At 70.0% G+C, this 17528-nt stretch carries 13 protein-coding genes; 8 read left to right on the top strand and 5 right to left on the bottom strand.

The features are described 5' to 3' along the window. The first annotated feature begins 144 nt into the window (after positions 1 to 144). The 7 genes from QA802_RS11190 (at position 145) to pgi (ending at position 9359) form a co-directional block, all read left to right on the top strand. The gene (locus QA802_RS11190) at positions 145 to 3099 is read left to right on the top strand and encodes a M14 family metallopeptidase (protein ID WP_334520722.1); all 2955 of its coding nucleotides are present in this window, start codon (positions 145 to 147) and stop codon (positions 3097 to 3099) included. 230 nt (positions 3100 to 3329) lie between these two features. Then, positions 3330 to 4340 carry a type I glyceraldehyde-3-phosphate dehydrogenase gene (gene gap / locus QA802_RS11185; RefSeq protein ID WP_334520719.1) on the top strand — a complete coding sequence of 337 codons (1011 nt, stop codon included), beginning with the start codon at positions 3330 to 3332 and terminating at the stop codon, positions 4338 to 4340. 133 nt (positions 4341 to 4473) lie between these two features. After that, the gene (locus tag QA802_RS11180; protein ID WP_334520716.1) at positions 4474 to 5685 is read left to right on the top strand and encodes a phosphoglycerate kinase; all 1212 of its coding nucleotides are present in this window, start codon (positions 4474 to 4476) and stop codon (positions 5683 to 5685) included. A gap of 6 nt (positions 5686 to 5691) precedes the next feature. After that, positions 5692 to 6468, top strand: coding sequence for a triose-phosphate isomerase (gene tpiA, locus QA802_RS11175; RefSeq protein ID WP_319167320.1), 777 nt, complete (start codon positions 5692 to 5694; stop codon positions 6466 to 6468). 157 nt (positions 6469 to 6625) lie between these two features. Further along, complete coding sequence (secG, locus tag QA802_RS11170) at positions 6626 to 6862, top strand: preprotein translocase subunit SecG (protein WP_079041347.1); 237 nt, start codon at positions 6626 to 6628, stop codon at positions 6860 to 6862. Between the two features lie 211 nt (positions 6863 to 7073). Beyond that, positions 7074 to 7409: an RNA polymerase-binding protein RbpA gene (locus tag QA802_RS11165; protein WP_082412914.1), complete on the top strand. Its 336-nt coding sequence runs from the start codon at positions 7074 to 7076 to the stop codon at positions 7407 to 7409. Between the two features lie 294 nt (positions 7410 to 7703). Continuing rightward, positions 7704 to 9359 carry a glucose-6-phosphate isomerase gene (gene pgi / locus QA802_RS11160; RefSeq protein ID WP_334520707.1) on the top strand — a complete coding sequence of 552 codons (1656 nt, stop codon included), beginning with the start codon at positions 7704 to 7706 and terminating at the stop codon, positions 9357 to 9359. Positions 9360 to 9476: 117 nt separating this feature from the next. Here the strand turns inward: pgi and pgl are convergent, their stop codons facing one another. Genes pgl through tkt form a run of 5 tightly spaced genes read right to left on the bottom strand, consistent with a single transcriptional unit; the run spans position 9477 to position 16153 of the window. Beyond that, positions 9477 to 10259 carry a 6-phosphogluconolactonase gene (pgl, locus tag QA802_RS11155; protein ID WP_334520704.1) on the bottom strand — a complete coding sequence of 261 codons (783 nt, stop codon included), beginning with the start codon at positions 10257 to 10259 and terminating at the stop codon, positions 9477 to 9479. Further along, positions 10256 to 11389, bottom strand: coding sequence for a glucose-6-phosphate dehydrogenase assembly protein OpcA (gene opcA, locus QA802_RS11150; protein ID WP_334520701.1), 1134 nt, complete (start codon positions 11387 to 11389; stop codon positions 10256 to 10258). Before opcA ends, pgl begins: the two co-directional genes overlap by 4 nt. Next, the gene (gene zwf / locus QA802_RS11145) at positions 11386 to 12909 is read right to left on the bottom strand and encodes a glucose-6-phosphate dehydrogenase (protein ID WP_334520698.1); all 1524 of its coding nucleotides are present in this window, start codon (positions 12907 to 12909) and stop codon (positions 11386 to 11388) included. Before zwf ends, opcA begins: the two co-directional genes overlap by 4 nt. Positions 12910 to 12913: 4 nt before the next feature. Then, on the bottom strand, positions 12914 to 14032 hold the full coding sequence (gene tal, locus QA802_RS11140; protein WP_334520696.1) for a transaldolase: 1119 nt from the start codon (positions 14030 to 14032) through the stop codon (positions 12914 to 12916). Between the two features lie 33 nt (positions 14033 to 14065). After that, entirely contained in the window at positions 14066 to 16153 is a 2088-nt protein-coding gene (gene tkt / locus QA802_RS11135) for a transketolase (RefSeq protein WP_334520693.1), read from the bottom strand. A 355-nt stretch (positions 16154 to 16508) separates the two neighbouring features. On the opposite strand from tkt, the gene QA802_RS11130 reads away from it, so the two are divergent. Continuing rightward, a complete protein-coding gene (locus tag QA802_RS11130; RefSeq protein WP_334520690.1) occupies positions 16509 to 17462 on the top strand; it encodes a heme o synthase in 954 nt (317 codons plus the stop codon). Positions 17463 to 17528: the final 66 nt, after the last annotated feature.

Below are 17528 nucleotides of genomic sequence, written 5' to 3'. Positions count from 1 at the left end.
TCGGTCGTCAGAAGGCCGGTGTCGTCGTCCGATCGGGCGACGACACCGGCTTTTGTCTGGCTTTGAGGCGCTCTTGACTGGATCATGAACTGTCATGAGCCTGGCAGAGTTCGCTGCTGTGGCGAACGCACGCTAGGGGGGTTCATGAGACCTAGAGCGAGATCGATCCTCGCTGTCGGCGCACTCCTGCTCGGCGGAGCGGCAATCGCGCCCATCGCCCAGGCGCAGCCCGCACACTCACCGAAGCCCGATCCGGCCGAGGTCAAGGTCTTCCGGGCGGAGGTCACCGGACAGCAGGTACCCCTGCTGCTGGCGGCCGGTCAGGACGGACACGAACTCAGCGGGCAGGTGCCCGCGAAGGGTACCGCGACCGTCGAGGTCTACCTCACGGACGAGCAGGCGAAGAAGCTCGGCAAGCAGGGCGTCCGGCTCGCCGAGCACACCCTTTCGGCCACGTCCGAGAAGCGCGTCGCGGCCGCCGCCGAAGGCGTGTTCCGCCCGTACAGCGGAAGCGGCGGACTGCGGGAGGAGATCCTGCGCACCGGCCGGGAGAACCCGGGCCTCACCAAGGTCGTCTCCCTCGGCAGGACCGTGAACGGCCAGGACATCCTCGCGGTCAAACTGACCAGGGACGCGAAGAAGTCCGCCGACGGCTCCAGGCCCGCGGTGCTGTACATGTCCAACCAGCACGCGCGCGAGTGGATCACCCCCGAGATGACCCGGCGGCTGATGCACTACTACCTGGACCACTACCGGACCGACAAGCGCGTCAAGAAGATCGTCGACTCCAACGAGCTGTGGTTCGTCCTGTCGGCCAACCCCGACGGCTACGACTACACCTTCAAGAGCACCGACAACCGCATGTGGCGCAAGAACCTGCGGGACGTCAACGGCGACGGCGCGATCTCCACCGGCGACGGCGTCGATCTCAACCGCAACTTCGCCTACAAGTGGGGCTACGACAACGAGGGTTCGTCCCCGAACCCCACCAGCGAGACCTACCGCGGCGCGAAGCCCGCCTCCGAACCCGAGACCAGGGCGCTCGACGCCTTCGAGAGGCGCATCGGCTTCACCTACGGCATCAACTACCACTCCGCCGCCGAACTCCTCCTCTACGGGGTCGGCTGGCAGGTCGCCACCGACACCCCCGACGACGTCGCCTACGAGGCGCTCGCCGGCACCCCCGACAACTCGGCCGTCCCGGGCTACCACCCGCAGGTCTCCTCGGAGCTGTACACCACCAACGGCGAGGCGGACGGCCACGCCTCGAACGTCAACGGCATGGCCATGTTCACCCCCGAGATGTCGACCTGTCAGACCGCGTCGGACGTCGACCCCGACGACCAGTGGAAGAGCGCGGACTGCCGGTCGGGCTTCCACTTCCCGGACGACGAGAAGCTGATCCAGGCCGAGTTCGCCAAGAACGTCCCGTTCGCGCTGTCGGTCGCCGAGTCCGCCGCACGCCCCGACCGGCCGAAGTCCTCGGTCGGTCTGACCGCCGCCGACTTCACCCCGGCGCCGTTCACCACGTCGTACGCGCGCGGCGCCGACCAGCAGGTCTCCGTCGTCGCACGCAAGGCGGTCCGCGACAAGGAGCTCAAGTACCGCGTCAACGGCGGCCGTACCCGCGACCAGGAGCTCCGCCGCTGGAAGGGCGGCGAGACCTACGGCGGGGAGGACAACCTCTACTTCGACGAGTACCGGGCCAAGGTGCGGGGCGGCCGGCCGGGCGACAAGGTCGAGGTGTGGTTCACCGGCCGGGCCGAGAACGGCAAGAAGGTCGCCGGCGCGCACTTCACCTACACCGTCGCCGCCCGGCCCCAGGCCGACACGCTCGTGGTCGCCGAGGAAGGCGCGGCCGCCACACAGGCGCAGACCTATGTGGACGCGCTGAAGGCCAACGGCCGCAAGGCGATCGTCTGGGACGTCGCCGCCCAGGGGGCGCCCGACGCGCTCGGCGTGCTCGGCCACTTCCGCACGGTCGTCCACTACACGGGCGCGAGCACCCCCGGCAACGCGACCCAGCTCGCGCTGCGCGCGTACCTCAACGAGGGCGGCAAGCTGATCGAGGCGGGCGAGCTGGCCGGCGGCAGCGTCGCGCTCGCCGACGGCACCCCCTCGAACGACTTCAGCCAGTACTACCTGGGCGCCTACTCCCGCACCACGACACCCGGCGCCACCGGCTTCACCGGCTCCGGCAGGCTCGCCGGACCCGTCGCGGCTCTCGGCCCGGCCACCGGCAACCCGCTCGACAAGGCCGGCACCTACGCGGTCACCTCGGACGAGCTGCCCGCTACGGCCTACCCGCAGTTCGCGAGCGCGGGCGCCGGCCAGTTCGCCGGGACCGTCAACCCCTACGGGCCCTACGCGGGCTCCTACATGGCCGCGGCCGTGCACACCGACGACGCCTACAAGCGCCTCACCCGCACCATCGACCTCGGCGGTGTCGGCGCGGCCGGCAAGCCGACGCTGCGCACCCAGCTGCTGTGGGACACCGAACCGGGTTACGACAACGCGATCGTCGAGATCCACACCGTCGGCGCGGACGACTGGACCACGCTTCCCGAGGCGAGCGGAGCCACCCGCACCACCGTGCCCGCGGAGTGCGGGGCCGGCTTCTACGTCGGTGAGCATCCCTGGCTCGAGCACTACCTCACCCTCGGCACGAACGACTGCGCCGCGACCGGCTCCACCGGCGCCTGGAACGCCCTCACCGGCGCCTCCAGCGGCTGGCAGCAGGTGAACTTCGACCTGAGCGCGTACGCGGGCAAGAACGTCGAGGTCTCGATCGCCTACGTCACCGATCCGGGCAGCGGCGGCCGGGGCGTCCTCGCGGACGAGGCCTCGCTGGTCGTCGGCGGCGGCGGGGTCGAGACCGAGGGCTTCGAGACGTCGCTCGGCGCCTGGAAGGCCGGCGGACCGCCCGCCGGCAGCCCGGCCGTCCTGAAGGACTGGGCGCGCACCGGCGTCCTGTTCCAGACGTACGCGGCGGTCACCACCGACGACACCGTGCTGCTCGGCTTCGGCCTGGAGCACGTCACCTCGGCGGCCGACCGCAAGGCGCTCATCGGAAAGGCCCTCGCCTCACTTGCGCGATGACACGCCCAAGTCAACCCCTGGTGACGGTTCGTAACCGGATCGAGTGATCAGGCCCGCCCGGCCCGTGCGGTCCGTACCCCTACTGGCGGGTACGGACCGCCGTGCCGTGTATGGGCGAAGTCGATGTCACTCCTGCGGCCCCGGAGAGGTAGGGTCGTGGGTGGTCGGGGACATCCCAAATACAGCTCGCCGGCACCTCGTGGCCGGCGTACCAACGAGGAGATCGGTTCGTGACGATCCGCGTAGGCATCAACGGCTTTGGCCGCATCGGTCGTAACTACTTCCGCGCGCTGCTGGAGCAGGGTGCTGACATCGAGATCGTGGCTGTCAACGACCTGGGTGACACCGCGACCACCGCTCACCTGCTCAAGTACGACACCATCCTGGGCCGTCTCAAGGCCGAGGTGTCGCACACGGCGGACACGATCACTGTGGACGGCCACACCATCAAGGTGCTGTCCGAGCGCAACCCCGCCGACATCCCGTGGGGCGACCTCGGCGTCGACATCGTGATCGAGTCGACCGGCATCTTCACCAAGAAGGCCGACGCCGAGAAGCACATCGCGGGCGGCGCCAAGAAGGTCCTCATCTCGGCTCCGGCCAAGGACGAGGACATCACCATCGTGATGGGCGTCAACCAGGACAAGTACGACCCGGCGAACCACCACGTCATCTCCAACGCCTCCTGCACCACCAACTGTGTGGCGCCGATGGCCAAGGTCCTCGACGAGAACTTCGGCATCGTCAAGGGCCTGATGACGACGGTCCACGCGTACACCAACGACCAGCGCATCCTGGACTTCCCGCACTCGGACCTGCGCCGCGCCCGCGCCGCCGCCGAGAACATCATCCCGACCACGACGGGCGCCGCGAAGGCCACCGCCCTGGTCCTGCCGCAGCTCAAGGGCAAGCTCGACGGCATCGCGATGCGCGTCCCGGTGCCGACCGGCTCGGCCACCGACCTGGTCGTGACCCTCCAGCGCGAGGTCACCAAGGACGAGGTCAACGCCGCGTTCAAGAAGGCCTCCGAGGACGGCGACCTCAAGGGCTACCTGGCCTACACCGAGGACCCGATCGTCTCCTCGGACATCGTCAGCGACCCGGCCTCCTGCACCTTCGACTCCTCCCTGACCATGGTCCAGGAGGGCAACTCGGTGAAGATCCTCGGCTGGTACGACAACGAGTGGGGCTACTCCAACCGCCTCGTGGACCTGACGGTCTTCGTCGGCGGCCAGCTCTGAGCGACAGAGCGAGCACATTGATGTGAGAGCAGGGCTCGGGCGGCGCAACGACGCGCCGCCCGGGCCCTGACTCACGTGCAGACCAGCCCTCTTAGGGTCACGAGCACCACCAGTCCTCCCGGGAGCCCACTCAATGAAGACGATCGACGAACTTCTCGCCGAAGGCGTCGCAGGCAAGCGCGTCTTCGTCCGCGCCGACCTGAACGTGCCGCTGGCCGGCACCACCATCACCGACGACGGCCGTATCCGCGCCGTGCTGCCCACCGTCAAGGCGCTGGCCGAGGCGGGCGCCCGCGTGGTCGTCGCCTCCCACCTGGGCCGCCCCAAGGGCGCCCCGGACCCGGCCTTCTCGCTCGCTCCCGCCGCCGCGCGCCTCGGTGAACTGCTCGGCGCCGACGTGGCCTTCGCGACCGACACCGTCGGCGACTCCGCCACGGCCACCGTCGCCGGCCTCGCCGACGGCCGGGTCGCGGTCCTCGAGAACCTGCGCTTCAACGCCGGCGAGACCTCGAAGGACGATGCCGAGCGCGCCGCCTTCGCCGACCGGCTGGCCGCCCTCGCCGACGTGTACGTGGGCGACGGCTTCGGCGCGGTGCACCGGGGGCACGCGTCCGTGTACGACCTCCCGGGCAAGCTGCCGCACTACGCCGGCTACCTGATCGCCACCGAGGTCGGCGTCCTGAAGAAGCTCACCGAGGACGTCGCGCGCCCCTACGTCGTGGCGCTCGGCGGCTCCAAGGTCTCCGACAAGCTCGCCGTCATCGACGAACTGCTCGGCAAGGCCGACCGCATCCTCATCGGCGGCGGCATGGCCTTCACCTTCCTCAAGGCCCAGGGCCACGAGGTCGGCGCGTCCCTCCTCCAGGAGGACCAGATCCCGGCCGTCATCGAGTACCTGGAACGCGCCGAGAAGCAGGGCGTCGAGCTGGTCCTCCCGGTCGACGTGGTGGTCTCGCCCGGATTCCCGGACCTGAAGGCCAAGGCGCCCACCGAGCACGCCGCCGTCGACGCGGACAAGATGCCCGAGGGTCAGCTGGGCCTGGACATCGGCCCGAAGACCGGTGAGCTGTACGCGGGCAAGCTCGCCGACGCCGCGACCGTGTTCTGGAACGGTCCGATGGGCGTCTTCGAACACCCCGACTACGCCGAGGGCACCAAGGCGGTCGCCCAGGCTCTCGTCGACTCGGACGGCTTCACCGTCGTCGGCGGCGGAGACTCCGCCGCGGCCGTGCGCACGCTCGGCTTCGACGAGAACGCATTCGGCCACATCTCGACCGGTGGCGGCGCCTCTCTCGAGTACCTCGAGGGCAAGACGCTCCCCGGCCTCGCCGCACTGGAAGGCTGACCCCGCATGACCACTCGTACGCCGCTGATGGCCGGCAACTGGAAGATGAACCTCAACCACCTCGAGGCCATCGCACACGTCCAGAAGCTCGCCTTCGCCCTGGCCGACAAGGACTACGAGGCCGTCGAGGTCGCCGTCCTGCCGCCCTTCACCGACCTGCGCTCCGTGCAGACCCTGGTCGACGGCGACAAGCTCAAGATCAAGTACGGCGCCCAGGACATCTCGGCGCAGGACTCCGGCGCCTACACCGGCGAGATCTCCGGTGCGATGCTCGCCAAGCTGAAGTGCACGTTCGTGGCGATCGGCCACTCCGAGCGCCGGCAGTACCACGCCGAGACCGACGAGCTGGTGAACGCCAAGGTCAAGGCCGCCTACAAGCACGGCCTGACCCCCATCCTGTGCGTCGGCGAGGAGCTGGACGTCCGCGAGGCGGGCAACCACGTCGCACACACCCTCGCGCAGGTCGAGGGCGGTCTGAAGGACCTCCCGGCCGAGCAGGCCGAGTCGATCGTGATCGCCTACGAGCCGGTGTGGGCCATCGGCACCGGCAAGGTCTGCGGCGCCGAGGACGCGCAGGAGGTCTGCGCCGCCGTCCGCGCCAAGATCGCCGAGCTGTACAGCCAGGAACTGGCCGACCAGGTGCGCATCCAGTACGGCGGCTCCGTCAAGTCGGGCAATGTCGCCGAGATCATGGCGCAGGCCGACATCGACGGCGCGCTGATCGGCGGAGCCTCGCTGGACGCGGACGAGTTCGTCAAGATCGTGCGCTTCCGCGACCAGTGATCCGAGCTGTGAGTATGCGGTAGCGGCGATCCGTCGTACCCTTGCGGGGGCATAGCGCCACGCGGCACGTCACACGGCGCAGCCGCACGGGACAACGGCGCTGTGCCCCCGTTGTCCGTTCCGGTCCTTATCCGAATCCGAGGAAGTTGGTCCAGCCGTGGTTTTGGGGTTCTCGATCGCCCTGATCGTCTTCAGCCTGCTGCTGATGCTGCTCGTGCTGATGCACAAGGGAAAGGGCGGCGGCCTCTCCGACATGTTCGGCGGTGGCATGCAGTCCTCCGTCGGCGGTTCCTCGGTCGCCGAGCGCAACCTCGACCGCATCACCGTCGTGGTCGGGATGCTGTGGTTCGCCTCCATCATCGTCCTCGGCATCCTGATGAAGACGAACAACTGATCAACTTCTCACAGGCACGCACATTCCGGTACGTAAGGCCCCATGTTCGGTACGCGCAGCAGAGCGCGGCCTATCATGGGGCTTGCGTCCAGGTGTGGGAGCTGTAACTCCAATCACTGGACGCGCGTTGGGCCTTACGTAGACTGAGGCGCTCGCAGCGAAGCGAAACGCCGACTCGCTTCGCGGCACCATCACGCAGGGAGTTACGACCGTGGCAAGTGGCAACGCGATCCGAGGTAGCCGGGTCGGGGCGGGGCCGATGGGCGAGGCCGAGCGGGGCGAGTCCGCGCCCCGTCTGCGCATCTCCTTCTGGTGCTCCAACGGACACGAGACGGTGCCCAGCTTCGCCAGCGACGCGCAGGTTCCCGAGACCTGGGACTGTCCGCGCTGCGGCTTTCCCGCCGGGCAGGACCGGGACAACCCCCCGGCCCCCCCGCGCACCGAGCCCTACAAGACGCACCTCGCCTATGTGCGGGAGCGGCGCAGCGACGCGGACGGCGAGGCGATCCTCGCCGAGGCGCTCGCCAAACTGCGGGGCGAGATCTAGCGACGGAGACCGGCCGGGTGCCCGAGGGCGCCCGGCCGGACCTGTTTCGCGCCCGGGTCGCCGCCCGCGCCCGCGCGACGGCCCTTCGCGCTGTCCTCCTTCGCGGTTCGCCGGTCTCCTCTCCGCGCACAGGCCCTCGCCGCGCTGACACCCGAGCGCCTCCGGGACGTACTTCCTGTTGCCCCGCGGGCAACGGCACGTCCGCTCGTGCCCTCTCGTGATCAACTAGGTTGGGAGCGGCGGGGCAAGACGTGCGAGGCAGCACGGACAGGTGAGGAAGGGCTGAAGTCCGAGATGAACGCAGACGGCCGTACGAGGCTGAACCAGACGCCCGAGTGGACCGCTCTGGCCGAACACCGCGAGGAACTCGGCGAGGTGCGGCTGCGGGAGCTGTTCGCCGCCGACCCCGGGCGCGGCGCCGGTCACACCGTGCGGGTCGGCGACCTGCGCATCGACTACTCCAAGCACCTCGTCACCGACGAGACGCTGCGACTGCTGCGTGAGCTGGCAGCGTCCGTCGACGTCTTCGGGCTGCGTGACGCGATGTTCCGCGGCGAGCGGATCAACCTCACCGAGGACCGTGCGGTGCTGCACACCGCGCTGCGCGCGCCGCGTGACGCGGTGGTGGAGGTCGACGGGGAGAACGTGGTCCCCGCGGTGCACGCCGTGCTCGACCGGATGGCCGGCTTCGCGGAGCGGGTGCGCTCCGGCGAGTGGACCGGGCACACCGGGCGGCGTATCCGCAACGTCGTCAACATCGGCATCGGCGGTTCCGACCTGGGCCCGGCGATGGCCTACGAGGCGCTGCGGCCGTACACCGCACGCGAGTTGACGTTCCGGTTCGTGTCCAACGTGGACGGCGCGGACCTGCACGAGGCGGTCCGGGACCTGGATCCGGCCGAGACGCTGTTCATCGTCGCGTCGAAGACGTTCACCACCATCGAGACGATCACCAACGCCACGTCGGCCCGTTCCTGGCTCCTGGACGGGCTGGGCGGCGACGAGAAGGCGGTCGCCCGGCACTTCGTGGCGCTGTCGACGAACGCCGGGAAGGTCGCCGGCTTCGGCATCGACACGGCGAACATGTTCGAGTTCTGGGACTGGGTCGGCGGCCGCTACTCCTTCGACTCGGCGATCGGCCTGTCGCTGATGATCGCCGTCGGCCCGGACCGGTTCCGTGAGCTGCTCGACGGGTTCCACCTCGTCGACGAGCACTTCCGCACCGCGCCTGCCGAGTCGAACGCCCCGCTGATCCTGGGCCTGCTGGGCGTCTGGTACGGCAACTTCCACGACGCCCAGTCGCACGCGGTGCTGCCCTACAGCCACTATCTGTCGAAGTTCGCCGCCTATCTCCAGCAGCTGGACATGGAGTCCAACGGCAAGTCGGTGGACCGCGAGGGCCGGCCCGTGAGCTGGCAGACCGGGCCGGTGGTGTGGGGCACGCCCGGCACCAACGGGCAGCACGCCTACTACCAGTTGATCCACCAGGGCACGAAGCTCATCCCGGCGGACTTCATCGGCTTCGCCCGGCCCGTCGACGAGCTGGGCGGCGAACTGGCGGCCCAGCACGACCTGTTGATGGCGAACTTCTTCGCGCAGACGCAGGCGCTGGCGTTCGGCAGGACGCCCGAGGAGGTCCGCGCGGAAGGGGTTCCAAAGGAGCTGGTCGCCCACAAGACGTTCCAGGGCGACCACCCCACGACCACGATCCTGGCGAGCGCACTGACCCCGTCGGTGCTCGGCCAGCTCATCGCCCTCTACGAGCACAAGGTGTTCGTGCAGGGCGCGGTGTGGAACATCGACTCCTTCGACCAGTGGGGCGTGGAGCTCGGCAAGGTCCTCGCCAAGCGCGTCGAACCGGCCCTCACCGAAGGCGCCGACGTGCCCGGCCTGGACGAGTCCACCCGGGCCCTCGTCGCCACCTATCGGGAGCTGCGCGGCCGGCAGTGAGGCGGCCCGGACCGGAGCGTCCCTTCTGACGGTGCGCTGAACGAGTGCCGAACGAGTCGGCGCCGGGTCCCTGGACGGGACCCGGCGCCGACTGCTGTTGCGGGGCGGGGAAAGGCGTTACGACGAAGCCGGCGGATACAGGGACCTCGGCAGCCGCGAGGCCGCCGCCGAGTCCAGCAGCCACAGGGTGCGGGCGCGTCCCTGGGCTCCCGCGGCCGGGGCCTGGATCTCGCCCGCTCCGGACAGGGCGATCTCCGCGGCCTGCGCCTTGTCCTCGCCGGCCGCGAGCAGCCACACCTCACGGGCCGCCCGGATCGCCGGGAGGGTGAGGGTGACGCGGGTCGGCGGGGGCTTGGGCGCGCCGCGCACGCCCACCACCGTGCGCTCGGTCTCCCGTACGGCCGGCAGCTCGGGGAAGAGCGAGGCCACATGGGTGTCCGGGCCGACGCCCAGCATCAGCACGTCGAAGGACGGGACCGCGCCGTGGTTCTCGGGACCGGCCGCGCGGGCCAGCTCCTCGGCGTAGGCGGCCGCGGCCGCCTCCACGTCGGCGCCGTGCGGACCGTCCGACGCGGGCATGGCGTGCACACGCTCCGGGTCCACCGGGACGGAGTCCAGCAGGGCCTCACGGGCCTGCGTGACGTTGCGCTCCGGGTCGCCCTCGGGCAGGAACCGCTCGTCGCCCCACCACAGGTCGAGCCGCGCCCAGTCGACGGCGTCGCGGGCGGGCGCGACGGCCAGGGCGGCCAGCAGGCCGTTGCCGTTGCGGCCGCCGGTGAGGACCACGGACGCATGACCCCGGGAGGCCTGCGCGTCCACGATCTTCGTGATCAGACGGGCCGCTGCGGCCTGCGCCATCAGCTCCTTGTCGCGGTGCACGACCAGCTGGGGCGTGCTCACTGCGGGTCCGCTTTCCGGACCGGGGGCATCTGCGCCGGAGACGGCCGGTCGGCGTCACCGGAGCCCGCAGCAGCGCCCGTCGAGGCGGCCGGGGCGGAGTCACGGCCGGCGGCGGCAGGTTCCGGCACGGCGCGGACCGGCAGGGAGGGCGGCGGCTGGGACGCGGCCTCGGCCCGCTCCGCCACCCGCTCGGCGGCCGACTGCAGGCCGCCCAGCCGGTCCACGCCGAACCGCAGGGCGGACGCGTACGTGTCGTCGGGGTCGAGCCTGCGCAGCTCCTCCGCGAGCAGCTCGGACGTCTCCCGGCGCTTGAGCGCCACCGCCCGGTCCGGCTGGCCGGGCAGCGCCAGGGTGGCCATCGCCCCGTCCGACCGGTGCAGCGTGATCGGGCCGCCGGTGGTCTCCATCCGCACCTGGGTCAGACCGGGACCGGCCGAGACCGCCCGCCGGACGTGCACATGGAGTCGGTCGGCGAGCCACATGGCGAGCAGCTCGACGCTCGGGTTGGACTCCTCGCCCGCCACCTCGGCGGACACGATCTCGCAGCTGACCTGGTCGAGCGCGGCGGCCAGCATGGAACGCCACGGAGTGATCCGGGCCCACGCCAGGTCCGTGTCGCCCGGCTCGTAGCTCTCGGCGCGGGAACGCAGCTCGTCGACCGGCTTCTCGGCCGTGTAGCTGTCGGTCACCCGGCGCTGTCCCAGGGCGCCCAGCGGGTCGCCCGCCGGGTCGCGCGGGGCGTCCACCGACCACCAGACCACCACGGGGGCGTCCGGCAGCAGCAGCGGCAGCACGACGGACTGGGCGTGGTCGGACACCTCGCCGTACAGCCGGAGGATGACCGTCTCGCCGCTGCCGGCGTCCGCGCCCAGGCGCACCTCGGCGTCGAGGCGGGACTGGGTGCGGCCCCGGGAGGAGCGGGAGACGCGCTTGATGACGACGAGCGTGCGCGAGGGGTGCTCGTGCGACGCGTCGCCCGCCGCCTTCAGGGCGTCGTAGGCGTTCTCCTCGTCCGTGACGACGACGAGGGTGAGCACCATGCCGACGGCGGGTGTGCCTATCGCACGGCGGCCCTGCACCAGCGCCTTGTTGATCTTGCTGGCAGTGGTGTCCGTGAGGTCCGTTTTCATGGCCGGCGCCAGCTCCGTCCGTCTCGTGCGAGCATCTCGTCGGCCTCGACCGGCCCCCAGGTGCCCGACGGGTACTGCGCGGGCCTGCTGTTCTTGTCCCAGTACTGCTCGATCGGGTCGAGGATCTTCCAGGACAGCTCGACCTCCTCGGTGCGCGGGAAGAGGTTCGAGTCGCCCAGCAGCACGTCGAGGATCAGCCGCTCGTACGCCTCGGGCGAGGACTCGGTGAACGACTCGCCGTAGGCGAAGTCCATCGACACGTCCCGGATCTCCATGGAGGTGCCGGGCACCTTGGAGCCGAAGCGGACCGTGATGCCCTCGTCGGGCTGGACCCGGATGACGATGGCGTTCGCGCCGAGCTCCTCGGTGGCCGTGGAGTCGAACGGAGAGTGCGGGGCCCGCTGGAAGACGACCGCGATCTCGGTCACGCGCCGGCCGAGGCGCTTGCCGGTGCGCAGGTAGAACGGGACGCCCGCCCAGCGCCGGTTGTCCACCCCGAGCTTGACGGCCGCGTAGGTGTCGGTCTTCGACTTGGGGTCGATGCCGTCCTCTTCGAGGTAGCCGACGGCCTTCTCGCCGCCCTGCCAGCCGGCCGCGTACTGGCCGCGCACGGTGTCGCGGCCCAGGTCCTTCGGCAGCTTCACCGCGCCGAGCACCTTGGTCTTCTCCGCGGCCAGCGCGTCCGCGTCGAAGGATGCCGGCTCCTCCATGGCGGTGAGGGCCATGAGCTGGAGGAGGTGGTTCTGGATGACGTCACGGGCGGCGCCGATGCCGTCGTAGTAGCCGGCCCGGCCGCCGATGCCGATGTCCTCGGCCATGGTGATCTGCACGTGGTCCACGAACGACCGGTTCCAGATCGGCTCGAACATGGTGTTCGCGAAGCGGAGCGCCAGAATGTTCTGGACGGTCTCCTTGCCGAGGTAGTGGTCGATGCGGAAGACCTGGTCCGAGCCGAAGACCTCGTGGACGACCTTGTTGAGCTCCTCGGCTGAGGCGAGGTCGTGGCCGAAGGGCTTCTCGATGACCGCGCGCCGCCAGGAACCGTTCTGCTGGTCGGCCAGCCCGTGCTTCTTCAGCTGCTTGATGACCACCGGGAAGGAACGCGGCGGCACCGAGAGGTAGAAGGCGAAGTTGCCGCCCGTGCCCTGGGCCCGGTCGAGTTCGTCGATCGTCGCGCGCAGCCGGTCGAAGGCGTCGTCGTCGTCGAAGGTGCCCTGCACGAAGCGCATGCCTTGGACGAGCTGCTGCCAGACCTCCTCGCGGAAGGGAGTGCGGGCGTGCTCCTTGACGGCGTCGTGGACCTCCTGTGCGAAGTCCTCGTGCTCCCACTCCCGGCGGGCGAAGCCCACCAGGGAGAAGCCCGGCGGCAGCAGACCCCGGTTCGCGAGGTCGTACACCGCGGGCATGAGCTTCTTCCGGGACAAATCGCCCGTGACGCCGAAGATGACCAGGCCCGACGGCCCCGCGATACGCGGGAGCCGTCGGTCGGCGGGGTCACGCAGCGGGTTGCTGCTCGACAAATTCTCAGCCCTCCGAGGGGGCGAGGCGCTGGAGCTCCGCCTCGGTCGACTTGAGCAGGTCGTTCCAGGACGCCTCGAACTTCTCGACGCCCTCGTCCTCGAGGAGCTGGACCACCTCGTCGTAGGAGATGCCGAGCTTCTCGACGGCGTCGATCTCGGCGCGGGCCTGCTCGTAGGTGCCGGCGACGGTGTCGCCGGTGATCGAGCCGTGGTCCTCGGCGGCGAACAAGGTCGCCTCCGGCATGGTGTTCACCGTGTTCGGCGCCACCAGGTCGTCCACGTACAGGGTGTCCTTGTACGCGGGGTCCTTCACGCCGGTGGAGGCCCACAGCGGACGCTGCTTGTTGGCGCCCGCCTTCTCCAGCGCGGCCCAGCGCTCGCCGGCGAAGACCTCCTCGTACGCCTGGTAGGCGAGGCGCGCGTTGGCGAGGCCGGCCTTGCCGCGGGCGGCCTTGGCCGCGTCGGTGCCGAGCGCGTCGAGACGCTTGTCGATCTCGGTGTCCACACGGGACACGAAGAAGGACGCCACGGAGTGGATCTTCGAGAGGTCCAGGCCGCGCTCCTTGGCCTGCTCCAGGCCGGACAGGTAGGCGTCCATGACCTGGCGGTAGCGCTCCAGCGAGAAGATCAGCGTGACGTTGACGCTGATGCCCAGGCCGATGACCTCGGTGATGGCCGGCAGACCGCCCATGGTGGCCGGGATCTTGATCAGCGTGTTGGGGCGGTCGACCAGCCACGCGAGCTGCTTGGCCTCGGCCACCGTCGGCTTGGTGTGGTGCGCGAGGCGCGGGTCCACCTCGATGGACACCCGGCCGTCCTGGCCGCCGGTGGCGTCGAAGACCGGGCGCAGGATGTCGGCGGCGTCACGGACGTCCGCCGTCGTGATCATGCGGATGGCCTCTTCGACCGTGACCCCGCGGGAGGCGAGGTCGGAGAGCTGCTGGTCGTAGCCGTCGCCCTGGGAGATCGCCTTCTGGAAGATCGACGGGTTGGTGGTGACGCCCACGACGTGCTGCTGGTCGATCAGCTCGGCGAGGTTGCCGGACGTGATCCGCTTGCGCGACAGGTCGTCCAGCCAGATCGCGACGCCCTCCTCGGAGAGGCGCTTGAGTGCGTCTGTCATGGAATTACATCTCCTACGGGTCGTGTGTGAGCGTCAGCGCTGGGCGGCGGCGAGGGATTCCCGCGCCTTGGCCGCCACGTTCTCGGCAGTGAAGCCGTACTCCTGGAAGAGGACCTTGCCGTCGGCGGAAGCACCGAAGTGCTCCAGGGAAACGATGCGGCCTGCGTCCCCGACGTACTTGTGCCAGGTGAGGCCGATACCCGCCTCGACCGACACGCGGGCCTTGACGGACGGGGGCAGGACGCTGTCCCGGTACCCCTGGTCCTGCTCCTCGAACCACTCCACGGACGGCATGGAGACCACCCGGGTGGGCACGCCGTCGGCTTCCAGCCGCTCGCGCGCCTCGACGGCGACGTGCACCTCGGAGCCGGTCGCGAGGAGGATCACCTCCGGCGTCCCCGTGGAGGCCTCGAACAGGACGTAGCCTCCCTTGGCGGCGTTCTCGTCGGGCTCGTAGGTCGGCACGCCCTGACGGGTGAGGACCAGACCGTGCGGGGCGCCCTTGCCGAAGACCTTCGTCCAGCGCTTGAGGATCTCGCGCCAGGCGATCGCGGTCTCGTTGGCGTCGGCCGGGCGGACCACGTTCAGGCCGGGGATCGCGCGCAGCGACGCGAGGTGCTCGACCGGCTGGTGGGTGGGGCCGTCCTCGCCGAGACCGATGGAGTCGTGCGTCCACACGTAGGTGACCGGCACGTGCATCAGGGCGGACAGCCGGACGGCGTTGCGCATGTAGTCGGAGAACACGAGGAACGTGCCGCCGTAGACGCGCGTGTTGCCGTGCAGCGCGATGCCGTTCATCTCCGCGGCCATGGAGTGCTCGCGGATGCCGAAGTGGATCGTGCGGCCGTACGGGCTCGCCTCGGGCAGCGGGTTGCCTTCGGGCAGGAACGACGACGTCTTGTCGATCGTCGTGTTGTTGGAGCCGGCGAGGTCGGCGGAGCCGCCCCACAGCTCGGGGATGACCGCGCCGAGCGCCTGGAGCACCTTGCCGGACGCGGCACGGGTGGCGACGCCCTTGCCGGGCTCGAAGACCGGGAGCTTCTCCTCCCAGCCGGCGGGCAGCTCGCCCGCGGCGACACGGTCGAACTCGGCGGCGCGCTCGGGGTTGTTGTCCCGCCACTGCTGGAAGGACTTCTCCCACACGGCGCGGGCGGCCTGGCCGCGATCGAGGGCGCCCCGGGTGTGGGCGATGACCTCGTCCGCGACCTCGAAGGACTGCTCCGGGTCGAAGCCCAGGACGCGCTTGGTCGCGGCGACCTCGTCGTCGCCGAGCGCCGAGCCGTGCGCGGCCTCGGTGTTCTGCGCGTTCGGGGCCGGCCAGGCGATGATCGAGCGCATCGCGATGAAGGACGGCTTGTCCGTCACCAGCTTCGCGGCCTCGATCGCGTCGTACAGGGCGTGCGGGTCCAGGTCGCCGTCCGGCTTGGGGGCGACGCGCTGCACGTGCCAGCCGTACGCCTCGTACCGCGCGACAGTGTCCTCGGACACTGCCGTCTCGGTGTCGCCCTCGATCGAGATGTGGTTGTCGTCCCACAGCAGGACCAGGTTGCCGAGCTTCTGGTGGCCGGCCAGCGAGGACGCCTCCGCGGAGATGCCCTCCTGGAGGCAGCCGTCACCGGCGATGACGTAGACGAAGTGGTCGAAGGGCGACTCGCCGACCGGGGCGTCGGGGTCGAACAGACCGCGCTCGTAGCGCGCGGCCATCGCCATGCCGACGGCGTTGGCGACGCCCTGGCCGAGCGGGCCGGTGGTCGTCTCCACGCCGGTGGTGTGGCCGTACTCCGGGTGCCCCGGGGTCTTCGAGCCCCAGGTGCGGAAGGCCCTCAGGTCGTCCAGCTCCAGGCCGAAACCGGCCAGGTACAGCTGGGTGTACAGGGTCAGGGACGAGTGGCCCGCGGACAGCACGAAGCGGTCGCGGCCGACCCAGTCGGCGTCCGCCGGGTCGTGTCGCATCACCTTCTGGAAGAGGGTGTACGCGGCAGGCGCCAGGCTCATCGCCGTACCGGGATGGCCGTTGCCGACCTTCTGTACGGCGTCGGCGGCCAGGACGCGGGCGGTGTCCACGGCCCGCTGGTCCAACTCGGTCCACTCGAGGTCTGTGGTGGTCGGCTTGGTGCTCACCCTGGGTCAGGGCTCCTCTCCACATGTCACACATGTCGAATACCGGTGCACGCGGCGCCCACCGGCCGATGTCGAGCCTACCCCCGTCAGAACGTGCATTTTTTCGAGTCATTCCAGACTGCCGGGTAGCTTCGCGACCCGCCCGCCGACCGGCGACTTTCCTGCTCAGCAAGTGAATACGGACCCGCTCGTACGAGTGCTCAACAGAGTGCCTTCCGGCTCTTCCGCGGGTGCCTTCCAACACGACCCCACCCCCGCGAATCCCGGGGTATGGGCAACGTCTACAGTGGCGTGGTACGCGCGAGCCTTTACCCCGTATTCACATGGGGAGGCTCGCTGGGAGTCTCTGTCAGGGGTGTGCGTGACGGCCGTTGAATCCCGTCCAGTGGGGATTGTCGGGGCGAGTCAGAGCCCGAGCCGGCGGCCGGTCGGGGCCCGGGTCAAGGCGTTCGTGGCGCTGACCAAGCCGCGGATCATCGAACTGCTGCTGATCACCACCGTCCCGGTGATGTTCCTGGCGCAGCAGGGCGTTCCGGACCTGGGCCTGGTGGTGCTGACCTGCCTGGGCGGCTATCTGTCCGCGGGCGGCGCGAACGCGCTGAACATGTACATCGACCGCGACATCGACGCCCTGATGGACCGCACCTCGCAGCGTCCGCTGGTCACCGGGATGGTCAGCCCGCGTGAATGCCTCGTCTTCGGAATCACCCTCGCGGTGGTCTCGACCCTGCTCTTCGGGCTCACCGTCAACTGGCTGTCGGCCTGGCTCGCCCTCGGCGCACTCCTGTTCTACGTCGTCGTCTACACGATGATCCTCAAGCGGCGCACCTCGCAGAACATCGTGTGGGGCGGCATCGCCGGCTGCATGCCGGTCCTGATCGGCTGGTCGGCCGTGACGAACTCGGTGTCCTGGGCGCCGGTCGTCCTCTTCCTCGTCATGTTCTTCTGGACGCCGCCGCACTACTGGCCGCTCTCCATGAAGGTCAAGGACGACTACGCGCGCGTCGGCGTGCCGATGCTGCCGGTCGTCGCCTCCAACAAGACCGTCGCCAAGCAGATCGTCCTCTACAGCTGGGTGATGGTCGGCGTCTCGCTGCTGCTGCAGCCGCTGGGCTACACCGGCTGGTTCTACACCTCGATCGCGCTGGCGGCGGGCGGCTGGTGGCTGTGGGAGGCGCACGGACTGCAGAACCGCGCGAAGGCCGAGGTCACGGGCGGGAAGCTGAAGGAGATGCGGCTGTTCCACTGGTCCATCACCTATGTGTCGCTGCTCTTCGTGGCGGTCGCGGTGGACCCCTTCCTGCGCTGAGCGGCAGCCCCCGACGGCACCCTCGGCGGCCGGGGTGCGTGGTCGACGCCACGCACCCCGGCCGTC

Source organism: Streptomyces sp. B21-105, assembly GCF_036898465.1.
Lineage (GTDB): Bacteria > Actinomycetota > Actinomycetes > Streptomycetales > Streptomycetaceae > Streptomyces.
The sequence above is the reverse complement of the archived record's forward strand: the minus strand, read 5'-3'. Positions and strand labels throughout refer to the sequence as shown.

What these genes read in the sequence shown, in the direction of transcription:
- QA802_RS11190 (WP_334520722.1), top strand. Translation starts at nt 145, where the DNA reads ATGAGACCTAGAGCGAGATCGATCCTCGCTGTCGGCGCACTCCTGCTC.
- QA802_RS11180 (WP_334520716.1), top strand. Translation starts at nt 4,474, where the DNA reads ATGAAGACGATCGACGAACTTCTCGCCGAAGGCGTCGCAGGCAAGCGC.
- tpiA (WP_319167320.1), top strand. Translation starts at nt 5,692, where the DNA reads ATGACCACTCGTACGCCGCTGATGGCCGGCAACTGGAAGATGAACCTC.
- tal (WP_334520696.1), bottom strand. Translation starts at nt 14,032, where the DNA reads ATGACAGACGCACTCAAGCGCCTCTCCGAGGAGGGCGTCGCGATCTGG.
- pgi (WP_334520707.1), top strand. Translation starts at nt 7,704, where the DNA reads ATGAACGCAGACGGCCGTACGAGGCTGAACCAGACGCCCGAGTGGACC.
- opcA (WP_334520701.1), bottom strand. Translation starts at nt 11,389, where the DNA reads ATGAAAACGGACCTCACGGACACCACTGCCAGCAAGATCAACAAGGCG.